The following is a 14,002-nucleotide window of genomic DNA, read 5'->3' on the forward strand; positions in this document are numbered from 1 at the left end:
ATGGGTTCAGGCATCTTCTCGATCGGGACGTCGGCCATGACGGCCACTCAAGCCATGCTTGACACGGTCTCGCACAACATCAGCAACGTCAACACGCCGGGTTACTCGCAACAGAGCGTCGATCTGGCCACCCAGGGCGGCATGTACACCGGCGGGGGCTTTTATGGCCGCGGCGTGAAGGTGGTCACGGTCAGCCGCTCGACCAACGAATTCCTGGTCAAGCAGGTCAACGTCAACACGGCGCAAAACAGCGCCGACCAGACCCGGCTGGACAAGCTCAAGCAACTCGAATCCGTTCTGCCCACCGGTGAAGCCGGCCTGGGCTACTCGGCCAACCAGGTCCTCAATGCCTTCGTGGATGTGGCCAACCAGCCTCAGGACGTCTCGGCCCGCCAGGTGGCCCTCGCCCGCGCGCAGGACTGGGTCAGCCGCATGAACACGGCAGGCAAGCAACTCAATGACCTGCAAGGCGGCGTGATGTCCGACATGGGGACATCGGTTGCACAGGTCAACAACCTGACCAAGCAGATTGCCGAAGTCAACCAGAGCATTGCCAAGTACACCGGCTCCGGCCATGCACCCAACGACCTGCTGGACAAACGCGATCAACTGATCAAGCAGCTCAACGAACAGGTGCAAGTGACCACGGTCCAGGCCGACGATGGCACCACCAGTGTGTTCATGGGCGGCGGCCAGTTGCTGGTGCTGGGCAACGACGCACAGACGCTGACCGTGGTCCACGATGCCACGAACCCGGCCCAGGGCCGCGTCGCCTTGGCCACCAACGGCACCACACGCGTGCTCGACAGCAGCCAGATGACCGGCGGCACGCTGCATGGCCTCTTGCAGTTCCAGGACTACGACCTGGCCCAGACCAAGCAGCAACTCGACACCTTCGGCGCCAACTTTGCCGATGCCTTGAATGCGCAACAGGCACTGGGCATTGACCTCAACGGCAATCTGCAGACCAGTTTCGACCTGTCTGGCAACCCCGTCAGCAACCCGCTGTTCACCAACACCTCGGACGCGGCCTCCCTGACGCTGGCCATGACCGCACCGAAGGGCCTGGCGGCCGCCTCCCCTTTGTCGGCCACCACCGCGCTCACCAATACCGGCACCGCCACGATCGACTCGCTCGTCATGGTGCGTGCCCTGCCGACCACCAATGCGCTGGACGCCCTCACCTCGCAGCCCACCACCGGCGCGCCGCTGAACGTCGTGTTCGCGACCGACCCGAGCGACCCGACCAAGCTGGTCTACAGCTTCACCGACAGCACGGGCGCCCCCCTACAAGGACACCTCCCCGCCACGCAGCTGGACGCCGGGCACCCCCCTGACGGATGCGGACCCGGCCAGCACACCCAGTGCGGCCCTGTTCAGCCTGAGCATCAAGGGTGCGCCCAAAGCCGGTGACTCGATCCAGATCTCGCGCACGGCCTTCCCTGCATCCAACAACGGCAATGCCATGGCGATGCTGGGCCTGCGTGACAAGGCCATCGTGTCGCTGGACGGCGTCTCCACGACCACCGTCACCGATGCCTACTCCCAGATGATCGGCAACCTGGGCGTGATCGTGCAAGGCGGGCAAACCTCTGCGGACATCTCCAAGACCTTGCTGACCGGCTCGGAGCAGACGCTCACCAGCACCAGCGGTGTGAACCTGGACGAAGAAGCGGCCAAACTCATCCAGTATCAGCAGAGCTACCAGGCCGCGGCCAAGGTCCTGCAGATCGCCCAGTCCCTTTTCGCAACCTTGCTGCAGACCGCGCAGGCATAAGGAAGGAAGCTGATCATGCGCATCGCAACAGCATACGGCTACGCACAGGCCATCAACAATTTGCAGGACCGCCAGCAAAAGCTGTCCGCCTCGCAACAACAGCTGACATCTGGCAAACGGGTCAACGTGGCCAGCGACGACCCCACTGCCGCCGCACGGGCCGAGCGCGCCCTGGCCCAGATCTCGCGCACCGAAGCAGACCAGCGCACACTCGATGCCAGCCGCAACGTGATGACCATCGCAGAGTCTTCACTGGGGTCGGCCACCGACCTGCTGCAGACAGCACGGGAAACGCTTGTGGCCGCTGGCAACGGCAGCTACTCGGACAGTGACCGCAAGGCCCTGGTGGCCAAGCTCAAGGACATCCGCTCGCAACTGCTGACCGTGGCCAACACCTCCGATGGTGGTGGCGGTTATGTCTTCGGGGGACAAGGGTCCTCCTCGCCCCCCTTCATCGATACCACCGCGGGTGTGGTCTTCCAGGGGCAAGCGGGCGAGACCCTGGCCTCGCAAGCTGACCACCTCAACCTCACAGTGGATGGCCAGCAGGTCTGGCTGAACGCCAAGTCCGGCAACGGCGTCTTCAACACCGCACCAGGCACCAACAGCGTGACGGGCGGGGCCAATGGTGGCACGGGCTGGATCAGCTCGGGCTCGGTCACGGCCCCCAGCCAACTGCCCTACCCGGCCACGCCCGCCCCCACCTACGCAGTCAATTTCCACGTCACGGGCTCCACCACCACGTACGACGTGCTGGAAGACGGCAACCCCATCGCTTCGGGCCAACCCTACACCAGCAATCAGCAGATCGCCATCCCGGGCAAGGGCATGAGTGTGGCCATATCGGGCATCCCTGCCGATGGCGACACCTTCAACGTCACCGAGGCCCAGAACGACCTCAACGTCTTCACGAGCCTGGACAACACCATTGCCGCATTGCAAGCCACCAACCCGAAAGGTGGTGCCGTGCAACAGGCCGTCAACACGGGCATGACCCAGATCGATGCGGCCCTGAGCAGCATCCAGGGCGCCCGCTCGGCCGTGGGCGAGCAACTCAACCGCATGGACGGCATCCAGAGCCGCAACGACACGCACAAACTCGCGGCACAGACTGAAAAGTCCAATGCCGAGGATCTCGACATGGTTTCAGCCATCTCCAGCTTCCAGAACCAGCAAACTGGCTATCAGGCGGCCATTCAGAGCTACGCCTCCATCCAGAAGCTGTCACTGTTCCAGTACATCAACGGCTAAATCAAAGGGTAAAGGCAGGCTCCGCACATGGATCATCCCATTCTCAACCAGACCGCATTGGCCTACTGCCCGGTCATCGATCGCAACCGCAACGTCATCGCCACGCGCCTGACGGTCTTTCCGCTCAACCCGAGCGCCACGCTCGATCCCCGCGCGCTGCTCGACGCGCTCGCCGAAGCCTGGCCCAACGGGGGTTCACAGCTGTGGCTCAATGTGGCCAGCGAAGGCTTGCTGCGCGACCTGATCGTGGCGCAACCGGGCACGCACATCGTGGTGGAGGTGCCCGCCTTCATGGCTTCAGCGGCCGAGAACACCGAGCCCATGTGCACCCTGCACGCCAACGGCAGCACGATGCTGCTCAAGGGGCGGCCCCTGCAGGAGTTGCCACGCGAGGTCCTGGACTGCTTCAAGTACGCCATCGTCGACTTCGAGGAAGACCGCCGCATTGACCAGACCACGGGCGGCGCCGGCGTGGCACCTGAGGGCATCCCTCGCCACATCGGCCATGTTCAGGCCGGCGTCAGCAATGTCCCGGACATGGAAACCAGCTTCAGGCGTGGCGCAGCCGCCGTGCTGGGCTGGCCCATCGACGACGTCATCAAAGTGGGCAACAAGCCGGCCGACCAGCCTTCGCTGCAGGTCATCGTGATGCTGATCGACCAGGTCCACAAGCAGGACGACATCGAGGTGCTGGAGACCACGCTCAAGCGCGATCCACCCCTGGCCTACAAGCTGATGCGCTACATCAACTCGCCGGCCTTCGGGCTGTCGGTCGAGATCAGCTCGTTCAGGCACGCCATCATGATCCTGGGCTACCAACGCCTCAAGCGCTGGCTCGCCCTGCTGCTGGCCACCGCCAGCAAGGACCCCAACATGAAGCCGGTCATGTACGCCGCCGTGCGCCGTGGCCTGCTGATGGAAGAGCTCGCCCGCATCAGCGGTGACGACGAGATGCGCAACGAGCTGTTCATCTGTGGCGTGTTCTCGCTGCTGGACCGCATGTTCCAGCAACCCTTCAGCGACCTGCTCAAGACCATCCCCGTGCCCGAGCGCGTCTACCAGGCACTGGCAGACAACACCGGCCCCTACGAGCCCTATTTCCGCCTGGTGCAAGCCATCGAGGGCAGCAGCGTCTACGACATCAAGGAGGCCGCCGAGGCCCTGATGATCGGCTTTGGCGACATCAACCAGGCCATCATCAAGGCCATGGCCGCCGCCACGCAGCTGGAGTGACACCGGGGGGGATTGCGCAGTGTGAATTCATGCACGCTGCCCACCCCCTCAGTCACGGGTTAACCCTTGGTGTTTTCAAGTGAAGCCAGTATCCTCTGGCTCCACTATGAATGCATTCGCCCCCCTCATCGGTGTCATGGTCCTGTCCTTTGTGCTGGTCACGAACTTCTTCGTGGCTGCATGGCGCTTGGGGGTCCTGCGCGCTTTCGGTCGCCGTCACAACCTGAACTGGCGCACGCTCACCGCCAGCTCGCTGGCCGCCTGCCTGCCCTTCGCGGGCGTCATCCTGGCCCTGACGCTGATCCCCTCCGACAACGGCGTGGACATCTCGCTGTCCGCAGCCCAGTTGGCCGTTCAGCTGGCGGGTGGCGGCCTGGTCATGCACCTGATCAATGACCAGCTCGTGGTCTGGGGCCGCGCGCAAACACAACTGTGAACCTGAGGGGCCATGAGAGGCGAAGGCCCCAAGGTCAGTAAGATGGCGCATGCACGCCGACACCCCCTACGCCGACCTCACCCCTGACCTCGTTCTCGATGCCCTGGAGGCCCTGGGCCAGCGCGTGGACGGCCGGTTGCTGCAGCTGAACTCCTACGAAAACCGTGTGTTCCAGATCGGCCTGGACAGCGGCCATTTCGTGGTCGCCAAGTTCTACCGCCCAGGCCGCTGGAGCGACGCACAGATCCTGGAAGAACACGCCTTCGCCCACGAACTGGTGGCCGCCGAAGTGCCCGCCGTGCCACCCATGGCCCTGCATGCGGAGCTGGAGGGTGCCAGCGTGCAAGGCGATCCCCCGACGCTGGGCTTTTTCAAAGGCCACCGCGTGGCCGTGAGCCACCGGCGTGGCGGGCGCTCGCCCGAGCTCGAAGACCTGGGCGTGCTGACCTGGCTGGGCCGCTTCCTGGCCCGCCTGCACCAGGTGGGCGCCCAGCGCCCCTTCACCCACCGCCCCACCATGGGCGTGGATCAAACCGGCCGGCAGGCGCGCCAATGGCTGGCCGACAGCGACAGCCTGCCCATTGAGCAGCGCACCCTGTGGCTGGCCGTGGCCGACCAGGCGCTCGACCTGTGCCAGCAGGCTTTTGACCGCATCGATGGCCTGCGCCTGCGCCGCCTGCATGGCGACTGCCACCCCGGCAACATCCTGTGGACACCGGATGGCCCGCATTTCGTCGACCTGGACGACGCCTGCATGGGCCCGGCCGTGCAGGACTTCTGGATGCTGCTCAGCGGCGACCCGCGCGACCGCCAGGTCCAGCTCAATGCCTTGCTGGAGGGCTACGAATCGTTCACCGAATTCGACTGGCGCGAACTCAAGCTGGTAGAGCCCCTGCGCACTCTGCGCATCATCCACCACAGCGCCTGGCTGGCCCGCCGCTGGCACGACCCGGCCTTCCCGGCCGCCTTCCCCTGGTTTGGCTCGGCCATGTACTGGCAGCAGCAGATTGACCTGTTGCGCCAGCAGATCGATGTCATGCAGACGCCGGACGACCAGCCCGCCTGGATGGTTGATTGAGACAGGCCGGTGTGACCGAAAAAACCATGCAAAAGTACCCGGGTTCGGGCTGTTGAACGGCGTGCGTTTGTCTCGTTTGCCCTCGCCCTCGTGCGCCATGGGCACCGTGGCCATAGTAAGGTCAAGGCATTCATCCCACCGGAGCACCCCGCATGGCCCTCGCCAAAGATCTCGATTCGTCTCACTCAGGCATCAGCGACTGGCTGCTTGAACTGGCGATCGGCATCATCGTGCTGGCCCTGGGCATTGGCGTGTGGGCTTACACACAACTGAGCGACCAAACCGTCGAGCAGGCCAAACCCACCCCCGTCTGGCTGACGGTGCCCAAGGTCATGGCTCAGACGGCTGACGGGCGGATGTTCAACGTCAAGCTCAACCTGCGACTTGGCAAGCAAAAGGATGTCAGCGTGATGGAGCCCCACATCCCGGCTTTCAAGACCCTGGTCCAGGAAGCCAGCACCCAGATGTCACGGGATGACATGAAGGATGCCGATGGGCTCGTTCGCTTTGGCAAAACCGTCAAGACCTCGCTCAACGGTTACCTCCAGGCGCAAGACGTTCAAGCGCGTGTGAAGGACGTGGCCTTGGACGAAATCATGCTCCTGCCCTGAACTGCCGCCTCGCGCGCGGCAGGGACAACACCAGTGTCGCCAGGGCCAGCGCAGCCAGGCTGCCGCCATCGACGCTGCCACCACCGCCGCCACCGCCGGACGAGGCGCTGGTGTTGGTAACAGGCGCGCTGGCAGCCACATACACCCACTGGTCAATGTAGGCCGAGCGACCCATGTCGTCCTGCACCTGAAGCCGCACCTTGAACGCACCGGAGCCAGTCGGGGTCAGTTGGGTCTCGGCACTGCTGCTCGACCAACCTGTTGCGTTGACGATCCCGCCGTCACTGAGCAGTTGCCACGTATAGCTGGCGATACTGGCCCCCACTGGGCTGACCATGGATTGCGCCGCACTGAGATAGACCGGCTGATTGGGCAACGGCGTGGCCTGAGTCGAGGGATTCACCGTGATCACCGCCACGGGGTCGGTCAAAGCAGCCTGGACGGCGGCATCCACATCGAGCATGCCGGCGCCGCAGGTCTGGGTCGTGCAATAACACACCAGTTGCTCGGCTGCACTGGGGGCCACGCAACTGCCGCTTGTCAGTGCATCTCCCGAGGTGGGAAAGGCACGCGCATGGCGTCGCAAGAGGGATGACACGGCCGCCGGAGTCAGGCTGGGTCGCGCCTCCAGCAGCAAGGCTGCCGCACCACTGACCTGGGGTGCGGCAAAGCTGGTGCCATTGGCCCAGAGATTCACCTGATCGGTGTAGATGGAGCCGCCGTTCGCGTTGGTGACAGGGGTGGTCGTACCGCTGTTGGTGGTGGTCAGCATCGTGTAGAGGCACGGCCCGGTGTCGCCATTGGCACAGTTGCCCGCCGGCGCACTCAGGCTCACCTCGGGCCCCAGAGACGAATACCCCACTTTGGTACCCGCATGCCGCAGCCCCCCAACTGCGATGACCCCTGGGCAGTTGGCCGGCGTGGACACCGCCAGGCCGTTGTCATTGCCCGCAGAGGCCACGATCACCACATTGCGTGCCGTGATCTCGGCAATGGCATCCTTGTAGGCCTGCGAACAGGTATCAGCACCGCCCAGGCTCATGTTGATGACGCGGGCTGGGTCAGGAGGGGCCGCGATCCTGTCGGGGCCCGTACCCACGTCCTCACCCGCAGCCCAGCGCATGCCCGCGATGATGTCCGAGTCCCAGCCGCCGCATTTGCCCAAAGCCCGCACAGGCAGGATCATGGCGGCTGGGGCCACCGAAGCACCACCAATCCCGTTATTGGTCTCGGCCCCGATGATGCCGGCCACCTTGGTGCCGTGCCATGCACTGGTGGCCTCCAGCTTGCAATCCACGGGAGCATGCAACTCGGCGCTGATGGCGTCGATGTCGCTCTGCACGACCCAATCGCCCAGATCGGATGAATCGGCACTGCGACCACCTTGCACACCCGACACGGACGCGTAAGTGATCATGTTGTAGCCGGCGTGCAGCTTGTTGACCAGGTCCGGGTGATCCTTGCGCACCCCGGAATCGATCTCCGCCACCGTGATGCCGTTGCCGGTAACCGAGGCCCACGCCGGCTGCGCATTGATGGCCGACACGATGGTGGCGTCAGGCGCGCGCAAAAACCATTGGCCCACCGCCACATTGGGGTTGGCCACGTCCGAGAACAGCGGGTCATTGGGGTAGACGCTGTGGAGTTGGCGCAAGCGATCCGGCACGGCGTAGAGCACATCGCTGTCCTTGGCCAGCACGGCGGCCAATGCATCCGAGCTCATGCCTTGCGCCATGGCCACATGCACATGCGGGCCCACTTCCCGCCCGTCCTGCACGATCAATCCCCGGCGTTGCCCCAGCCGCTGCATGACCTGCGCCTGCGCCGAGGTGCCCGTGGACTGCACCTGCACCACGCTGCTTCTGAGCACGCTGGCATTCGGTTTGAGCCGGACGATGACCCGCCCATAAGAAGTATCCGCCGCATGTGCCGGCGAGGCCGCGCTCATCAGGGCCACCACACCCAGGTGAACCCAGCGCCAAGCCTTATCTGTGAAACCCATCGCTACTGCCTTTCGGGCGCGCATCAGGTGCACACCCCTCACGTCTTTCCGGACAAGCCGTGAACACCGTCATCAAATTGCCTCATTTCGCAGCACCCTAGTGCCCACGCCAGGGAGAACCCGTGTTCCTCAAAGCTTGCCAACAAGGTTATCCACAGGATACGGGGATAAGTCCCCTGATGGATGCGCCATTTCGACGACAAAGGGCGCGCGCGGCAAGGGTACTGCGCAAAATTCACGGGCGGCGGCGCTACAGTGGCCCATTCAACGCTTTACCAACAGGAGGCTACATATGAAACACACTCAATGGCTCTCGACCTCGTTGCTGATGGTCGCCCTGGCCGGCTGCGCTACCCCGTATGGCCATGCTGGCCACGACGGTGATGCGGCCCCCAGCATGGGCGGCGGTGAACGCGGCATGATGGGCGGCCAAGGGATGATGGGCCAGGGCATGATGCAAGGCATGGCCATGGCCACCCTGACCCCCACGCAAGGCAACACGGCCCGTGGCATGGTGGTCTTCCACCAGATGCAGGACCACATGATGGTGCATGCCCACATCACGGGCGTGGCGCCCAATTCGGAACATGGCTTCCACCTGCACGACGTGGGCAACTGCGCCAGCGCAGACGGCACCAGCGCCGGCGGCCACTTCAACCCAGGCAAGACCGCGCACGGCCCGCAGGATGCCGAGCACCACGCCGGCGACATGCCCAGCCTGAAGGCCGATGCAGATGGCGTCATCAACCAGAAGTTCATGCTGCACGGCGTGACGATCAAGGGCGAGGCCAACAGCATTGATGGCCGCAGCGTGATCCTGCATGCCAATGCCGACGACTACAAGACCCAGCCCACCGGCAACTCGGGCGCCCGCATCGCCTGCGGTGTGATCAGCACGCACCCCTGAGCCCGCTGGGCCCAGTCTGCATTCACAGCAGGCTGGATGCCACGTTGATGGTCAGGGCCACCAGGCTGGTGTTGAACAGGAACGCCAGCACGCAATGCACCAGGCCCACACGTCGCATACCTGAGCTCGTGATCGACACGTCGGCCGTCTGGGCCGACGTGCCGATCACGACGGCGAAGTAGAGAAAGTCCAGGTAGTCCGGGTCCGGCGTGCCGGGAAACTGCAGGCCAAGGGCTTGGCCCCGATGCCGTGCCGCGTAAAAATCGTGCGCATAGTGCAGCGCGAACATCATCTGCGTGAATGCCCAGGACGACAGGATGGTGCTGCCTGCCAGAGCGATGTGCGCCATGCGGGCCGCCCCCGTGTAGTCTTTGGCCACAGACAACTCCGCCACGATGGAGCCCAGGCTGGCCAACGCGGCAATCACCACCAGGACCAGAATGGCCATGGCGCCATCGTCCTGCTGGCTAGCGCGCTGCTGGATCTGCGCCCGGCTGGAGCGCGCCATCATCCACCCTGCCAGCAACAGGTAGGACCAGGCGCCCACGTTCCAGCCGATCAGCCAGCGCGTGATCTCACGCGTGGCCCAGTGCGTGGGCAAGGCCATGGCCACAGCAAGCCCCAGGCCGCCCGCGACGAACAAGCGCGGCCGAATGTGAACCTGCCGTAGCAGTGGCACCTTGTGAAAGATCATGCGCGGGATCATAGCCACAGCTGGCCCGACTCAGGTTTTGTCTGCCTGCAGGTTCATGGGGGGCACGCACTTGATCAGCACGGCCACCACGGCCATCAGCCCCACCACCACCCACTGCCCATCATGGATGGCGCTGACCAGCCCATGCCGTGCCACGTCCAGCAAGGCCGCGGTGTCCTGCCCGGCCTGGGTCACCAGGGCCTTCAAGCGCAGCACCTCGGCGGCGTCCACCAGGATCTGCGGGTCGCTCAGCCACTTGAGCCACTGCGTCTGGCCGCGCTGCGACAGGGACTGCTCGACGGCCTGCACATAGTGGTGCGACACCAGGGTGCCGATCAGGGCCGTGCCCAGCATGCCGCCCATCATGCGCGTGGACTGCAGCATGGCCGTGGCCACGCCCAGTTGATGCCTCTGCGCACTGGCCTGGGTGAACAAGGTGAGGTTGGGCAGCAGCACCCCGATGCCGAGCCCGCCCGTCATCATCGCGGCCACCACCAGGGCATGCGGCGTGGCCGCCGTGACCTGCGTGAGCGCCAGGGCCGCCAGCCAGAACAGGGCTGCGCCCACATACAGCATCCGGTTGGGGGCAGACAACCTGGTCACGATGCGGCCATTGGTGATGCTGCCCACGGTGATGAAGACGGCAAACGGCGTGATCAACAGGCCGGCCTGGTTGGGTGAGAGCCCGAATCCGCCCTGGAACATCAAGGGCGCGTAGTACATCACCGCGAACATGCAAAAGCCCATGGACAGCGAGAGCGTGAACAAGGGCACCAGATGCCGGTCAGCCAACAGGCTCATGGGCAGCACCGGGTTGGGGCAACGCCGCTCCCACCAGATCAGCGCTGACAGCGACACCACCATCACCAGCCCCAGGCCGAGCAGCCAGGGCAAGGGCTTGTGCTGCGGCCACCACTCCACCAGCAACTGCATGCTGCCCAGAAACAGCGCAATCAGCAGCGCGCCCTGCCAGTCCAGGGGCTTGGGCTCGTGCTCGCTATGGCGGATGTGCGGCAGGTAGCGCGACACGAACAACAAGCTCGCCAGGCCCACCGGCAGGTTGACGAAGAAGACCGAGCGCCAGCCCCAGTGCTCGGTGAGGTAGCCCCCCATGGAGGGGCCCACCGCATTGGCCAGCCCGAAGCTGGTGCTGAACATGATCTGCCAGCGCAAGCGCGACTTGGGATCGGGAAACAGATCGGGGATGCAGGCAAAGGTGGTGGCCACCAGCATGCCCCCGCCGATGCCTTGTGCACCGCGTGCCAGCACCAGTTGCAGCATGTTCTGCGCCCAGCCACACAACATGGACGCCGCCGTGAACAGGACGATGGCCGCCAGCACAAAGGGCTTGCGCCCATGTTCATCACCCAGCTTGCCAAAGATGGGCACGGTGATGATGGAGGTCAGCAGGTAGGCGGTGCCCACCCAGGCATACAGGTCAAAACCATGCAACTCGGCCACCACCGTGGGCAAGGCCGTGCCGATCACCGTCTGGTCCAGCGCCACCAGGATCAGGACAAAACACAGGCCCAGCATGGCCAGCACGGTCTGGCGAAAACCAAGCGTCGTCGAATTGGAGGAGCTCACCACGTGAAGACGGACTGATCAGGAAACAGGGAGCTTACATCGGTGGCGTGTGCGGGCCAGCAGCGCTATTGGACGCCTGCCGGCGCCGGCGATCTGGCCTGGCGAATCCACCAGGCCAGCTTGCTGAACAGGGTGTCCACCTCGATGGGCTTGACGATGTGGTCGTTCATGCCTGAAGCCATGGCCAACGCCACATCGTTGGCCATGGCATTGGCGCTCAGTGCAATCACCGGCAGCTTCGCAAAACGCGGCTGCGCCCGGATGTGGCGTGCGGCCGTGTAGCCGTCCATCACCGGCATCTGCCCATCCATCAGCACGCAATCGAAATCAGGCAGGCCCTCGAGCATGTCCAGTGCCGCCTGGCCATTATCGGCCAGCACCACGTCCACCCCCACCATGGTCAGCAAGGCCACGATCAGCTCCTGGTTGACTTCGTTGTCTTCAACCAGCAGCACGCGGGTGCCGGCGAGCTCGGCCATCGGCGCTTTCGCCTGCATGTCAAGGTCCGCATCACCGCTGACCATGGCGCCATTGAGCACCGAGCCGACCGCCTCCAGCATGGTCGAGGCGGTCACGGGCTTGGTCAGCACGGCCTGCAGCTTGACCTGCCTGGCCTGGGCCTGCTTGAGCGCCTCGTCACGCGCCGATACGGTGACCATGATCACCGCTGGTGGCTGGCTGGTGTGGGCCGCAGCCTGCATCAGGCGCGCGCATTCGATGCCGTCCATGCCGGGCATCTTCCAGTCGATCAGCGCCACCTCGAACGGGCGTCCCGCTTTATCTGCTTGCTGGACCTTGTCCAGTGCATCGGGCCCAGTGCCCACCACGGTGACGTCAAACTGGAACTGCTGGCCAAAGGCCTGCAGGATCTCGCCCGCAGACAGGTTGTCGTCCACGATGAGCACCCGCAGGCCATCGGCCTTCACCAGGGAACGCGGGCGCACCTCTTCAACATGGGTGCTCCAGCCCAGCCGCACCGTGAAATGGAAGGTGGAGCCCTTGCCCGGCGTGCTTTCCAGCCAGATCCGCCCACCCATCAACTCGACCAGTTGCTTGCAGATGGCCAGGCCCAGGCCCGTGCCGCCGTATTGGCGAGAGGTGGAGCTGTCTGCTTGCGTGAAGCTCTGGAACAACCGGCCTTGCTGCTCGGCACTCATGCCCACACCCGTATCCCGCACGGCCATGTGCAACTCGATGTGATCGCCTTCGCGGGCCACCTCATTCACTGACACGACCACCTCGCCGTGCTCGGTGAACTTCACCGCGTTGTTCACCAGGTTGGTCAGCACCTGTCCCAGCCGCAGGACGTCCCCGACCAGCACCGGCGGCAGGCCTGGTGCGGTGTGGAACAGCAGTTCCAGCCCCTTCTCCTCGGCCTTGAGGCCAACCAGGCTGCTGAGGTTGTCCAGCACCTGATCCAGGCTGAAGGGCGCCACCTCCAGCTCCATCTTGCCGGCCTCGACCTTCGAGAAATCCAGGATGTCATTGATGATGCCCAGCAGGTTCTGCGCGGCGCGGTGCACCTTCTCTACGTAGCCTCGCTGCTGAGGGTTCATCGCCGTCTGCAAGGCCAGATAAGACATGCCGATGATCGCGTTCATGGGCGTGCGGATCTCGTGGGACATGTTGGCCAGGAACTCCGATTTGGCGCGCGTGGCCTCCTCGGCCAGCTGCTTGGCCCTGACCAGCGGCGTGATGTCGGACGACACGCCCGCCACCGCGAATGGCTCGCCGCCTTCCCCCAGCACAGGGAACTTCAAGGACATATAGGTGTGCGTGCTGCCATCAGACTGGGGCAGCAACTCCTCTTGCTGCTGGGCGCATGAGCCGGCCAGCACCTCCCGGTCGTTGTCCATGAACTGGCGAGCCACTTCGGGCGGGAGCAGATCGGCATCGGTATGGCCAATGGTCTGCTCGTGGGTGACGCCCACGACATCACAGAAGGCCTGGTTGGCCAGCAGGTAGCGCCCTTGCGTGTCCTTGGCATAGATGACCGCGGGCGCGTGGTCCATGATGGACTGCAGCAACTGCTGGTTTTCTTGCGCGGAGCGCCTGGCCTGCACCAGGGAGGTCCGGTCCTGTACCCAGGTGGCATGGCAGGGGCGGCCATCCAGGGTCTGCGCCTTGGACTGCAGGCCCAAGCGCCGGATCTGCCCGTCCGACCTGACCAGATCGAGCTTGACGGCATCCGTTCGCGTTCTGGACGCCAGGCAGGCCGTCAACAGGGCCTGCGCCGGCCGCGAGGCATGGGCCACGTCGTCAGACCTTGAAAGCAGATCTGGTTCGCTCAGCCCTGTCCAGCTCAGCAAGGTCTGGTTGACAAACACCAGGCACCCCGCCTCGTCGGCGACCAACAACCCTACCGGGCAGTTGTTCAGCACATCACGCGTTGCTTGAGACAGGTCCATGGCGGCAGCACTCCGGTA

The 14,002-nt window shown here is 64.5% G+C and carries 12 protein-coding genes; 8 read left to right on the forward strand and 4 right to left on the reverse strand.

Translation table 11 applies throughout. The features are described 5' to 3' along the window. The 7 genes from flgK (at nt 1) to HY019_RS02010 (ending at nt 6,386) form a co-directional block, all read left to right on the forward strand. Nucleotides 1–1,413, forward strand: coding sequence for a flagellar hook-associated protein FlgK (gene flgK / locus HY019_RS01980; RefSeq protein WP_290687958.1), 1,413 nt, complete (start codon nt 1–3; stop codon nt 1,411–1,413). A gap of 52 nt (nt 1,414–1,465) precedes the next feature. After that, nucleotides 1,466–1,777, forward strand: a complete 312-nt coding sequence (locus tag HY019_RS01985; RefSeq protein ID WP_290687960.1) for a flagellar basal body rod C-terminal domain-containing protein — start codon at nt 1,466–1,468, stop codon at nt 1,775–1,777. Between the two features lie 15 nt (nt 1,778–1,792). Then, on the forward strand, nt 1,793–3,028 hold the full coding sequence (flgL, locus tag HY019_RS01990) for a flagellar hook-associated protein FlgL (RefSeq protein WP_290687961.1): 1,236 nt from the start codon (nt 1,793–1,795) through the stop codon (nt 3,026–3,028). A 27-nt stretch (nt 3,029–3,055) separates the two neighbouring features. Then, nucleotides 3,056–4,261, forward strand: coding sequence for an HDOD domain-containing protein (locus HY019_RS01995; protein ID WP_290687963.1), 1,206 nt, complete (start codon nt 3,056–3,058; stop codon nt 4,259–4,261). A gap of 106 nt (nt 4,262–4,367) precedes the next feature. Next, nucleotides 4,368–4,697: a hypothetical protein gene (locus HY019_RS02000; RefSeq protein WP_290687965.1), complete on the forward strand. Its 330-nt coding sequence runs from the start codon at nt 4,368–4,370 to the stop codon at nt 4,695–4,697. 49 nt (nt 4,698–4,746) lie between these two features. Next, nucleotides 4,747–5,775, forward strand: a complete 1,029-nt coding sequence (locus tag HY019_RS02005) for a serine/threonine protein kinase (protein ID WP_290687966.1) — start codon at nt 4,747–4,749, stop codon at nt 5,773–5,775. Between the two features lie 152 nt (nt 5,776–5,927). Then, nucleotides 5,928–6,386, forward strand: coding sequence for a hypothetical protein (locus tag HY019_RS02010; RefSeq protein ID WP_290687968.1), 459 nt, complete (start codon nt 5,928–5,930; stop codon nt 6,384–6,386). Here HY019_RS02010 and HY019_RS02015 read toward each other — a convergent pair. Beyond that, entirely contained in the window at nt 6,370–8,388 is a 2,019-nt protein-coding gene (locus tag HY019_RS02015; protein ID WP_290687970.1) for a S8 family serine peptidase, read from the reverse strand. The two genes, HY019_RS02010 and HY019_RS02015, sit on opposite strands and share 17 nt — an antisense overlap. Before the next feature lie 292 nt (nt 8,389–8,680). Here HY019_RS02015 and HY019_RS02020 point away from each other — a divergent pair, with 292 nt between their 5' ends. After that, nucleotides 8,681–9,295: a superoxide dismutase family protein gene (locus HY019_RS02020; protein WP_290687971.1), complete on the forward strand. Its 615-nt coding sequence runs from the start codon at nt 8,681–8,683 to the stop codon at nt 9,293–9,295. A 22-nt stretch (nt 9,296–9,317) separates the two neighbouring features. On the opposite strand, the gene HY019_RS02025 is transcribed toward HY019_RS02020, so the two are convergent. The 3 genes from HY019_RS02025 to HY019_RS02035 all read right to left on the reverse strand — a co-directional run bounded on the left by HY019_RS02025 (nt 9,318) and on the right by HY019_RS02035 (nt 13,984). Then, nucleotides 9,318–9,989: a DUF1345 domain-containing protein gene (locus tag HY019_RS02025; protein WP_290687973.1), complete on the reverse strand. Its 672-nt coding sequence runs from the start codon at nt 9,987–9,989 to the stop codon at nt 9,318–9,320. Between the two features lie 30 nt (nt 9,990–10,019). Continuing rightward, complete coding sequence (locus HY019_RS02030; RefSeq protein ID WP_363302355.1) at nt 10,020–11,525, reverse strand: MDR family MFS transporter; 1,506 nt, start codon at nt 11,523–11,525, stop codon at nt 10,020–10,022. A gap of 116 nt (nt 11,526–11,641) precedes the next feature. Further along, on the reverse strand, nt 11,642–13,984 hold the full coding sequence (locus HY019_RS02035; RefSeq protein WP_290687977.1) for a response regulator: 2,343 nt from the start codon (nt 13,982–13,984) through the stop codon (nt 11,642–11,644). Nucleotides 13,985–14,002: the final 18 nt, after the last annotated feature.

Origin of the sequence: Aquabacterium sp., from assembly GCF_016195855.1 — a bacterium.
Lineage (GTDB): Bacteria > Pseudomonadota > Gammaproteobacteria > Burkholderiales > Burkholderiaceae_C > Aquabacterium.

Bases quoted from the DNA above. Each gene is read 5' to 3' on its own strand.
- flgK (WP_290687958.1), top strand. From the start codon at position 1: ATGGGTTCAGGCATCTTCTCGATCGGGACGTCGGCCATGACGGCCACT.
- HY019_RS01985 (WP_290687960.1), top strand. From the start codon at position 1,466: ATGGCGATGCTGGGCCTGCGTGACAAGGCCATCGTGTCGCTGGACGGC.
- flgL (WP_290687961.1), top strand. From the start codon at position 1,793: ATGCGCATCGCAACAGCATACGGCTACGCACAGGCCATCAACAATTTG.
- HY019_RS01995 (WP_290687963.1), top strand. From the start codon at position 3,056: ATGGATCATCCCATTCTCAACCAGACCGCATTGGCCTACTGCCCGGTC.
- HY019_RS02000 (WP_290687965.1), top strand. From the start codon at position 4,368: ATGAATGCATTCGCCCCCCTCATCGGTGTCATGGTCCTGTCCTTTGTG.
- HY019_RS02005 (WP_290687966.1), top strand. From the start codon at position 4,747: ATGCACGCCGACACCCCCTACGCCGACCTCACCCCTGACCTCGTTCTC.
- HY019_RS02010 (WP_290687968.1), top strand. From the start codon at position 5,928: ATGGCCCTCGCCAAAGATCTCGATTCGTCTCACTCAGGCATCAGCGAC.
- HY019_RS02015 (WP_290687970.1), bottom strand. From the start codon at position 8,388: ATGGGTTTCACAGATAAGGCTTGGCGCTGGGTTCACCTGGGTGTGGTG.
- HY019_RS02020 (WP_290687971.1), top strand. From the start codon at position 8,681: ATGAAACACACTCAATGGCTCTCGACCTCGTTGCTGATGGTCGCCCTG.
- HY019_RS02025 (WP_290687973.1), bottom strand. From the start codon at position 9,989: ATGATCTTTCACAAGGTGCCACTGCTACGGCAGGTTCACATTCGGCCG.
- HY019_RS02030 (WP_363302355.1), bottom strand. From the start codon at position 11,525: ATGCTGGGCCTGTGTTTTGTCCTGATCCTGGTGGCGCTGGACCAGACG.
- HY019_RS02035 (WP_290687977.1), bottom strand. From the start codon at position 13,984: ATGGACCTGTCTCAAGCAACGCGTGATGTGCTGAACAACTGCCCGGTA.